General features: G+C 69.6%; 2 protein-coding genes. One reads left to right on the top strand and one right to left on the bottom strand.

The genetic code is table 11. The features are described 5' to 3' along the window. Positions 1–273: 273 nt before the first annotated feature. Positions 274–1767, bottom strand: a complete 1494-nt coding sequence (gene rpsA / locus AB0C36_RS42885) for a 30S ribosomal protein S1 (protein WP_358365177.1) — start codon at positions 1765–1767, stop codon at positions 274–276. Positions 1768–2095: 328 nt separating this feature from the next. Between rpsA and AB0C36_RS42880 the strand changes: the two genes are divergently transcribed. After that, positions 2096–2947 (top strand): class I SAM-dependent methyltransferase, encoded by an 852-nt coding sequence (locus AB0C36_RS42880; protein ID WP_358365174.1) that lies wholly within the window; start codon positions 2096–2098, stop codon positions 2945–2947. Positions 2948–3076: the final 129 nt, after the last annotated feature.

Below are 3076 nucleotides of genomic sequence, written 5' to 3'. Positions count from 1 at the left end.
CCGCGAGGTACGCGAGTCGCTGCTGCTGATCCTGTGCGCCGCCTTGCTGGCGGTGGCCGCGGCGGCCTCGCGACCGACCCCGCGACGCTGCCTCGGCAACTGCCCTGCCGCCCTTGATAGCTCGAAAGGGTGGCATCCGCGCGCATTTGGTGTAGCGGCCGTGTCCCACGGGGCACAACCCCTGCGGGGAACAGCAGAAGGCCCCGCCTCGGGGGCGGGGCCTTCTGGTTGCCGCTGGTGTTACAGCGTCAGGTACTGCGCTGCGTCAGAGCCTCAGCTCTGGCCGCCCGCCAGCTTCTCGCGGAGCGCGGCGAGCGCCTCGTCCGAAGCGAGCGCGCCGCCGCCGGCCGGGGCCTCGGCCGGCGCCGAGGAGTACGAGCCGCCGCCGCCACCACTGGCGCCGCCGGTCTCGACAGCCGCCTCGGCCTCGGCCTCGCGGGCCTTGACGACCTGCTGCTGGTGCGACTCGAAGCGCGTCTGGGCCTCGGCGTACTGCCGCTCCCACTCCTCGCGCTGCTTGTCGTAGCCCTCGAGCCAGTCGTTGGTCTCCGGGTCGAAGCCCTCGGGGTAGATGTAGTTGCCCGCGTCGTCGTAGGTCGCGGCCATGCCGTAGAGGGTCGGGTCGAACTCGGCCTCGGCCGGGTCCGCACCGAAGGCCTCGTTGGCCTGCTTCAGCGAGAGGCTGATGCGGCGGCGCTCCAGGTCGATGTCGATGACCTTGACGAAGATCTCGTCGCCGACCTGGACGACCTGCTCCGGGATCTCCACGTGGCGCTCGGCCAGCTCGGAGATGTGCACCAGGCCCTCGATGCCCTCGTCGACGCGCACGAACGCGCCGAACGGAACGAGCTTGGTGACCTTGCCCGGAACGACCTGGCCGATCTGGTGGGTGCGGGCGAACTGCTGCCACGGGTCTTCCTGGGTCGCCTTCAGCGACAGGGAGACGCGCTCGCGGTCCATGTCGACGTCCAGGACCTCGACCGTGACCTCCTGGCCGACCTCGACGACCTCGGAGGGGTGGTCGATGTGCTTCCAGGACAGTTCGGAGACGTGCACCAGGCCGTCGACGCCGCCCAGGTCCACGAACGCACCGAAGTTGACGATCGAGGAGACGACGCCGGTGCGGACCTGGCCCTTCTGCAGGGTCGTGAGGAACGTCTGGCGGACCTCGGACTGAGTCTGCTCCAGCCACGCGCGGCGGGACAGGACCACGTTGTTGCGGTTCTTGTCCAGCTCGATGATCTTCGCCTCGAGCTCCTTGCCGACGTACGGCTGGAGGTCGCGGACCCGGCGCATCTCGACGAGCGAAGCGGGGAGGAAGCCGCGGAGGCCGATGTCGAGGATGAGACCACCCTTGACGACCTCGATGACGGTACCGGTGACGATGCCGTCCTCTTCCTTGATCTTCTCGATCGTGCCCCAAGCGCGCTCGTACTGCGCGCGCTTCTTCGAGAGGATCAGGCGGCCTTCCTTGTCCTCCTTCTGGAGAACCAGGGCCTCGATGTTGTCGCCGACCGCGACGACCTCGTGCGGGTCCACGTCGTGCTTGATGGACAGCTCGCGGGAGGGGATGACGCCTTCGGTCTTGTAACCGATGTCGAGCAGGACCTCGTCCCGGTCGACCTTGACGATCACGCCATCCACGATGTCGCCGTCGTTGAAGTACTTGATCGTCTCATCGATCGCGGCGAGGAATTCTTCCTCGGAACCGATGTCGTTGACCGCCACCTGCGGGGTGGTTCGAGTGGCCTCGGTGCTGCTCGTCATGTGGGAAAGGGCTCCGGTACGGACAGAAGTCGTCGGTAAAACCACGCTCCAGGACCCGGTTTCGCCCCGTCGGACTCTGACAGCCAAGGAAAATGACCGAAATGGAACGACAAAGGTGAGCGCGACCTGCTCCGTCTGAGTTCACGCAGGCCCGCGGCGCAACTTGCAGCATACGGGGCCGTTCAGGCGCGGTCAACGCGCAGGGGTCACGGGCGGGCAGGCGCCACCACGCGCCCGTACGGCGGCCCGGTGTCCACCGTGACTCATTCCCGCACGCGCGCACGATAACGTACGCCGATCCCGAACAACAGCGCGTGAGGCAAGTCATATGAACGTTGCCGGGGAGCACCCCACGGCGCAACAAGCAGGCCAGTCCGCCGAGTCGCACCCGGCGGATGTCGGACGACGCGACGTCGGCTCCGCGGAGAGTGTGCGCGCGGGCCGCTCGTGGTGGGACGCCAACGCCGACGAGTACCAGGCGGAGCACGGCGACTTCCTCGGCGACGCCCGCTTCGTCTGGGGGCCCGAGGGGCTCGACGAGGAACAGGCGGGCCTGCTCGGCGAAATCGCCGGGAAGAGCGTCCTGGAGATCGGCTCGGGGGCGGGGCAGTGCGCGCGCAGCCTCCTCGCGCGCGGGGCACGCCCGGTCGCGCTGGACCTGTCGTACCGCCAACTCCAGCACTCGCGGCGGATCGACGCGGCACACGGCGTGCACGTGCCGGTCGTGCAGGCGGACGCCGCCGCCCTGCCGTTCGCGGACGGCGCGTTCGACCTGGCGTTCACCGCGTACGGCGCGCTCGCCTTCAGCCCCGACGGCGGCGCCATCATGCGCGAGGTCCACCGCGTCCTGAAGCCGGGCGGGCGCTGGGTGTTCTCGCTCCCGCACCCGATCCGCTGGGCCTTCCCCGACGACCCCGGCGAGGAGGGCCTGACGGCCACGCACTCCTACTTCGACACCACGCCATACGTCGAGCAGGACGAGGACGGCCGGGCCACGTACGTCGAACACCACCGGACCCTCGGCATGCGCGTACGCGAAGTCGCCGCCGCCGGGTTCCGCATCGTCGACCTGGTCGAGCCCGAGTGGCCGGAAGACCTCGCGCAGGTGTGGGGCGGCTGGAGTCCGACCCGCGGACGCCGCATCCCCGGCACCGCGATCTTCGTCTGCGACCGCGACTGACACCCGCCGAACTCTCACCCGGGCCGGCTGCCACCCTCGGTCGGCTTCCGCCCGGACCGCACGACGAGGGCCCGCCTCCGGTCGACCGGAGGCGGGCCCTCACGCTGCGTCTGTGCGGACCGGGTCAGC

The sequence above is a fragment of the Streptodolium elevatio genome (genome assembly GCF_040649515.1).
In the GTDB taxonomy this organism is placed as follows: Bacteria; Actinomycetota; Actinomycetes; order Streptomycetales; family Streptomycetaceae; genus Yinghuangia; species Yinghuangia elevatio.
This window is presented reverse-complemented; position numbering and strand designations above follow the sequence as displayed.